At 41.6% G+C, this 6,634-nt stretch carries 5 protein-coding genes and 1 pseudogene (1 of these 6 cut by a window edge); 3 read left to right on the top strand and 3 right to left on the bottom strand.

The genetic code is table 11. The features are described 5' to 3' along the window. The first annotated feature begins 30 nt into the window (after positions 1 to 30). Positions 31 to 1,023, top strand: a complete 993-nt coding sequence (asnA, locus tag HGO23_RS00215) for an aspartate--ammonia ligase (RefSeq protein WP_209027566.1) — start codon at positions 31 to 33, stop codon at positions 1,021 to 1,023. Positions 1,024 to 1,059: 36 nt separating this feature from the next. On the opposite strand, the gene viaA is transcribed toward asnA, so the two are convergent. Continuing rightward, entirely contained in the window at positions 1,060 to 2,517 is a 1,458-nt protein-coding gene (viaA, locus tag HGO23_RS00220; protein WP_209027567.1) for an ATPase RavA stimulator ViaA, read from the bottom strand. A 1-nt stretch (position 2,518) separates the two neighbouring features. After that, the gene (ravA, locus tag HGO23_RS00225; protein ID WP_209027568.1) at positions 2,519 to 4,024 is read right to left on the bottom strand and encodes an ATPase RavA; all 1,506 of its coding nucleotides are present in this window, start codon (positions 4,022 to 4,024) and stop codon (positions 2,519 to 2,521) included. Between the two features lie 263 nt (positions 4,025 to 4,287). Here ravA and rbsK point away from each other — a divergent pair, with 263 nt between their 5' ends. Next, on the top strand, positions 4,288 to 5,217 hold the full coding sequence (gene rbsK / locus HGO23_RS00230) for a ribokinase (protein WP_209027569.1): 930 nt from the start codon (positions 4,288 to 4,290) through the stop codon (positions 5,215 to 5,217). Positions 5,218 to 5,228: 11 nt separating this feature from the next. Next, positions 5,229 to 5,385 (top strand): annotated as a pseudogene (locus tag HGO23_RS00235) (LacI family DNA-binding transcriptional regulator); the annotation flags it as partial. 139 nt (positions 5,386 to 5,524) lie between these two features. Here the strand turns inward: HGO23_RS00235 and mdtD are convergent. Beyond that, positions 5,525 to 6,634: the 3' portion of a multidrug transporter subunit MdtD gene (mdtD, locus tag HGO23_RS00240; RefSeq protein ID WP_209027570.1), read on the bottom strand. It continues 288 nt past the right edge of the window; the window shows 1,110 of its 1,398 coding nt (coding positions 289-1,398); its start codon lies beyond the right edge, outside the window; it ends in the stop codon at positions 5,525 to 5,527.

A 6,634-nucleotide genomic window follows, 5' to 3' on the forward strand; every position in this document is an offset into this window, starting at 1 on the left:
GGGTCACTAAAAAATTTTGAGAGTAGCATCATGAAAACATCCTTTATTGAAAAACAGCAACAGATTAGTTTTGTGAAATCTTACTTTTCACGCCTGCTAGAGAAGCAACTTGGTTTAATCGAAGTGCAAGGGCCAATTTTGAGCCGTCTTGGTGATGGAACTCAGGACAACCTGTCAGGCCACGAGAAAGCTGTACAGGTGAAAGTTAAGACATTGCCTGATGCAACTTTTGAAGTGGTTCATTCTCTGGCTAAATGGAAACGCAAGACGTTAGGTCGCTTTGGTTTTCAAGCAGAACAAGGGTTGTATACTCACATGAAAGCCTTGCGTCCTGATGAGGATCGCTTGACTCCGATCCATTCGGTCTTTGTTGATCAGTGGGATTGGGAAAGAGTGGTTGGTGAAGGTCACCGCTCACTCGACTATCTAAAACAGACAGTAGGTAAAATCTACGAAGCGATAAAAGAAACACAACAAGCAGTAAGTAAGGAGTTTGGTCTGGCACCGTTCCTGCCAGATCAAATTCACTTCATTCACAGTGAAGAGCTTCTGAAACGTTACCCTGGTCTGGATGCTAAAGGTCGTGAGTGTAAAGCAGCCAAAGAATTTGGTGCTATTTTCCTGATGGGGATTGGCGGTAAGTTGTCCGATGGTCAGACACATGATGTTCGTGCACCGGACTATGATGATTGGACGACACCAAACAGCGATGGTTTTTTAGGTCTGAACGGTGACATTATCGTCTGGAACCCTGTTTTGCAGGATGCGTTTGAAATTTCTTCAATGGGTATCCGCGTTGATGTTGAAGCACTGGAACGTCAACTTGTACTGACTGGTGATGAAGAGCGTTTGCAATACGACTGGCATCAGTCTCTGCTAAAAGGTGACATGCCACAGACCATCGGTGGTGGTATTGGCCAATCTCGCTTAGTGATGTTGCTGTTGCAAATGACACACATTGGTCAGGTTCAGTGTGGTGTTTGGTCACCAGAGATCATTGAATCTGTTGAAGGTGTGCTGTAAGGCTGTGTTATAAATTTTAGTCGGATGGTTTTTGGCTCAATGCTGCCATCTTCGTAGTAAACGGCTTGTAATTCCGGTATCAAAGCGCCAAATATGATCAAATATCCGCATGATACCGGGCTTCCCGTAATTGGACAGGGATACCGCATGGAAGCGGTGTTTTTGGTGCTGTTGCAGATTTTGTATCTGATGGATTAGCTCTTCCGGCAAACGCTGGGCAATGAAATCTGAAATAACAACAGCGTCAGCATTTCTCCAGATAGACTCTTTCATTTTCTCCGTTACGGTCTTAAGGCAGAAGGCCAGATCGGTTCCCCCTCTAAATGTTTGCCCCAGAAAATGTACAATTTGAGTCAGCCCGTCCTGTGATGTTAAGTCATAATGAATAATCTCAGTAGAGAACAATATAATATGGCATTGACGGTTATCAGCCAAAGCAATGCGCATCAAGGCCAGACAGAATGCTTTGGCACAACGCTCATTGAACCCTCCCATTGAGCCAGAAGTATCTACACAGGCAATAAATGGTCCCCGGGGTTGTTCTTCATTGCCATGGTGAATAACGGGTTTTAATACGGTTTTTGTTTGCCAGTTATCCCCTTGTAGACGATAAGTCAGTAATTTTTTTTCTATCAGCCGACGATAAAAGTCGTACTCCAGATCCTTAATTCCCAACATGACCAGCTCTGTGGGTAAAAGTCTCAGGATATCGTCACCCTGCTGGAGTCCGTTTATCTGCTCCGGTACAGTATCTGGCATACGTTCAATTTTGGGGAAGGCTTCCAGGACAGAGCTATCTTTTGGAATTGATTTAGCAGTTTGGTTACGGCCTAGTAATTGGGCCAGCTTTTCCAATTCAGATTGTTGCCTGAGGAACTCAGCATATTGAGTGATTAATGATATTTTATATGCTGCCAGATGAAGTTGCCCTTTGCTCATATCCCATAATCGTCCCGCTGCACGATCATTTTCATTAAATATTGGATTGAGGCTATTGGTGAGTTCCAATCGTTTCTGGAGCTCTGCCAGCAACTGATCTTTTTCTTGTTCCAGTAGTATCCTGTGAAATTTTGTGACCTGTAGGATCAAACTGCTGCGCCAGCGTTGAATAAACAACATATGTCCTGCATGGCTGTGTTGAGATAATGTTTCGTACAACGTGTAAGCATCATTAGCAAAAGGAGACTGGATTTGCTGGAGTTTTTCGACAAGCTGAGGAAGTTGCCGATAAAAAACAGCAGCTTCTGTGATTGCTATTTGTTGATATAACTGAAATTCTTCGGCTAAAAGAACAGGAATAATGGCATCTTTGATCCTTTGCTGTAATGTTTGTTGCCAGTCTGGAATGTTTTTCTGTAATGATTTATTAAGGTTGGGGAATTTTTTAAAGAAAATTACCAATTGAGGGGAACTTAATAGCGTTGAGATAGTTTCCTCTATCAATTCACCTTCATTAATAGCGAGCAAAAGATCAAGTGTTGTCAGAGTTAGCATGTCACGACCCCATTTTTGATCGTAGCTGTTTTAACCTTTCGGTTAATTGGAGAAAACTTTGCTCAATATTGGCAATCCAGTATTCTTCTATAAATAAGCAGGGTTGATGTTGGTTAAATAATTGGTGTTGTTGTTGAATTTCGTCATGTATAGAAAACCATTTTTCATTCCATAGCACTTTTTTCTTTTCTTCCAGAATTGTCTGTTGCTCAAATTGGCATAAAACTGCACTGTTTCGGCTGGTATCCAGAACTTCAATCTGATTTTTTTCATTGATTTCGAAAGGGATTTTTTGTGGAAAACCCATCCCGTTTAATTGAATAAGCAATACTCCATTGTTATTTTTAAGTGAATTTTCCAGTGCGCTTTTATCTATTTCGATAAAGTTAACAGCAAGATCATGTAGGTTTAATGAAGGATACAGAAATAGTGTCAGCTTTTTTTCATGGATATTTTCCGGGAGAATATAGTGGGTATGACGACCAAAAAATGATGATTTCGTGATTAGTTGTAAGGGGAAATGATGATTTTCATATTGTCTGGAGTTTACCCACTGTTGGTATAACTCATCCATTTTTTGCATCAAGACACGTTGTTGATAAGCTTGGTCTGTCAGTAAGTTATGCAGGATTTGTGGCAGATATTTTAAGCTATTTAGATCGTGCCACAGGCAATTTTTTAATAACACCAGATCCAGTGGAGATATACTGTTTCTCCCACTGAAAAATGCACTAGCTTGTAGCAAACGAATGGATTTTTTCCATCGGCGATCCGATACGCGGGAGGCATTTTCTGTAGCATTAATTTGCTGACGCAGTTGATAGATCAACTCGAAAATAGGATCCGGCAAAGAGATGTGGCTTATTTTCTCCTGCCATTGATCAAACTCTTCATCTGTAATTTGAAAATGATCTGGTACAGGATTGGCGTTTCTATCACAGTGATCGGTGAGTAGAGCACGAAAACTTTTCTTTTCTTGAATATTGTCCAGCCAGAGGCGGATCAATAGGCGATCATAAAGGGCTTCCAGACTATTATCGGCATCAGGCAGTTCATTGGAAGCAGTGATCAACAACCTCATTGGTAACTGTTCTTCCTGATTACCATTTCTGAATTTTTTTTCATTAATTGCTGTTAGTAACGTATTCAAAATGGCAGGTCCCGCTTTCCAGATTTCATCCAGAAAAACAATCTCTGCTTCCGGTAAATAACCTTCAGTAAGGCGTTGGTAACGCCCTTCATCTTTGAGTGCTTGAATAGACAGGGGGCCGAAAATTTCTTCTGGAGTGGAAAAGCGTGTCATCAAATATTCAAAAGCATGGGCTCGTTGAAAAGCGAATTTTAGCCGACGTGCGATCAGACTCTTAGCTATCCCTGGCGGGCCAAGAAGAAAAACACTTTCTCCACATAAGGCTGCCAGCAGGCAAAGACGAATAGCTTGTCGTCTTTCATATAGCCCACTTTCCAGATACTGGCTTAGCCTGGATATTTTCTCAACCAATTGCATACCGTGAACGCCGCAGTTTGAATAATTACCTCCATTTATTTATAGGTAAAATGTATTCTATGCAAAGACTTTAATGAGTGTTTATTGAGCTTTTGTTGTCCTGAGTTTACTCAGAGAATTGATCTAACATTAACCTAGGGGATACCTAATTCCCGTTGAATTGGGATTGGTTATCAAAAAATAATCGTTGTTATTTTGCGCGGCTGTCAGTTTTGATCGCTGTATTGTTATTAAGCAGAAATTATTTAGCAGGAATAAATACAATGAGTATGGCAAAACTGGCCGTGATGGGTAGCATCAATGTCGATCACATCTTAAACCTCAAATCATTTCCTCAGCCGGGAGAAACCGTGCAAGGGGAGCAGTATCAGGTAGCATTCGGAGGAAAAGGGGCAAATCAGGCGGTTGCTGCTGGCCGTTGCGGGGCTGACATTACACTTATTGCTTGTGTTGGGCAGGATGATATTGGGGGACGGGTCCTCCAACAACTGGTGAAAGATAATATCAATACTTCTGCCATTGAAGTTATTGCGGGTGAATCAACTGGCGTAGCGCTGATTTTTGTCAATCAACAGGGAGAAAACGTCATTGGCATTAATGCCGGAGCGAATGGTGCGCTCACACCAGAATATCTCTGCCGTTATGAGCAAGTGATCAAAGACGCAGATGCATTGTTACTACAGCTTGAAACGCCATTGGACACAGTGCAACTTGCTGTGGAAATAGCGGAAAAACACAACACCAAAGTGATCTTGAATCCTGCTCCAGCCCAAAAAATCTCAGATCGGCTACTTTCTCTAGTGGATATTATCACGCCCAATGAAACAGAAGCAGAATATCTGACAGGATTCTCTGTAACAGATGATGCTGGAGCCGAAAAAGCAGCTCAGTCGTTGCATAATAAAGGCATCGAAACGGTTATCATCACGTTGGGAAGTCGTGGAGTATGGCTTAGCGAGAAAGGTAAACAAGGAAAAGTTGTATCCGGGTTTGAAGTAAAAGCCATTGATACGATTGCAGCAGGAGACACATTTAACGGTGTTTTAGTGACGGGATTATTGGAAGGGAAAGAAATATTATCGGCGATTCGTTTTGCTCATGCCGCGGCGGCAATAGCTGTGACACGTCATGGCGCGCAGCCTTCTGTTCCGTGGCGAAGTGAAATCAATGCATTTCTGGCTGAACAGGGTTAGTCCGTGGCTACATGAAGGACGTTGCCCGTCTTGCGGGTGTATCTACATCGACGGTTTCTCAATAACCGTTATGTCAATGAGAAGATCAAAAAGAGAGTCAATGCGGCTATTGAAGAGCTGAATTATGCGTCTTCCACGTTAGCCAGAAGTTTGAAAGTCAAACAAACCATCAACCAAAAGATCAATTGGGTAAATTAGCTATCGATATGTTGCTCTATAGAATGGATAAGCCGAATAGTTAACCGAAACAATTAATACTGACGCCGAAACTTATTGAGCGTGATTCTGTAAGTCAGCGTTAACAACATCATTTTTTAGGTCGCTTTTTCTTAACCAAGTTGCTGCCATCCTCTTTATTTAAGAGCATAAAGATGAAAGCAGAAACCAGAGTAATCGAACCTATAGTGATAAACGTATAGTGAAAGTGATCTATTGTAGAACCATAACTTATTGATTCATAAAATCGCAGAATTGCGGCGCTGACTGTGACACCTAAACTGATGGATAGTTGTTGAGCTACCGCCAGCAGACTATTCCCGGCACTGGCATTATTCTCATTTAAGTCACCAAGAGTAATTGTGTTCATTGCTGTAAATTGAGTAGACATAACCATTCCCAATATAAATAGAGGAATGATCAAAAACACGAGTGACAATGCTGGTGATTGTAGCGAAAACTGGGAAATCATTAATCCAATAATAACAGTGACCCAAAATAGAGTATTTCTGTATCCGAATCTGGCCAGTATTTGGGTGACAAAAGATTTTGCTAAGATAGAACCAATAGCATTTGGTGCCATCATAATTCCTGCAATAATTGCTGAGTAACCAAAACCTACCTGTAGCATCAGTGGAATAAGAAAAGAAAGTGATCCTGTACTCAAACGAGTAGCAATATTACTGCCGATACCAACTGAAAATGTTCTGGTTTCAAATAACTTGAGATCAATAAGTGGATTGGGATGCCTTTTGGCATAGATACAATACCCAGACAGCATAATGATACCTGCGGCTAACATTGCTGCCGGAACATAATTAGACAACGTATCATTACCAAATAAATCCAGACTGACCGAAAGCATCACTAAGCCTGAGCTGAACATTATGAAGCCCGGAAAATCAAAGGGACTCTTTGGCATAGTAAAGTTGGGCATATGTTTTCTGGCGTAAATAATACCCAGTAAACCGATGGGTATATTGATAATGAATATCCAATGCCATGTTGCGTAAGTTACTAACACTCCTCCAAGAAGAGGGCCTAAAATTGGGCCAAGCAATCCTGGCATCGTGACAAAATTCAGAACGGATAGCAGTTCGCTACGTGGATAAGCCCGTAATAAGGCTAAACGAGCAACTGGCATCATCATAGCGCCCCCGATCCCTTGAACAACGCGTGCAATCACTAAAAAAGAGAGAGA

The sequence above is a fragment of the Xenorhabdus budapestensis genome (assembly GCF_017743015.1).
Lineage (GTDB): Bacteria > Pseudomonadota > Gammaproteobacteria > Enterobacterales > Enterobacteriaceae > Xenorhabdus > Xenorhabdus budapestensis.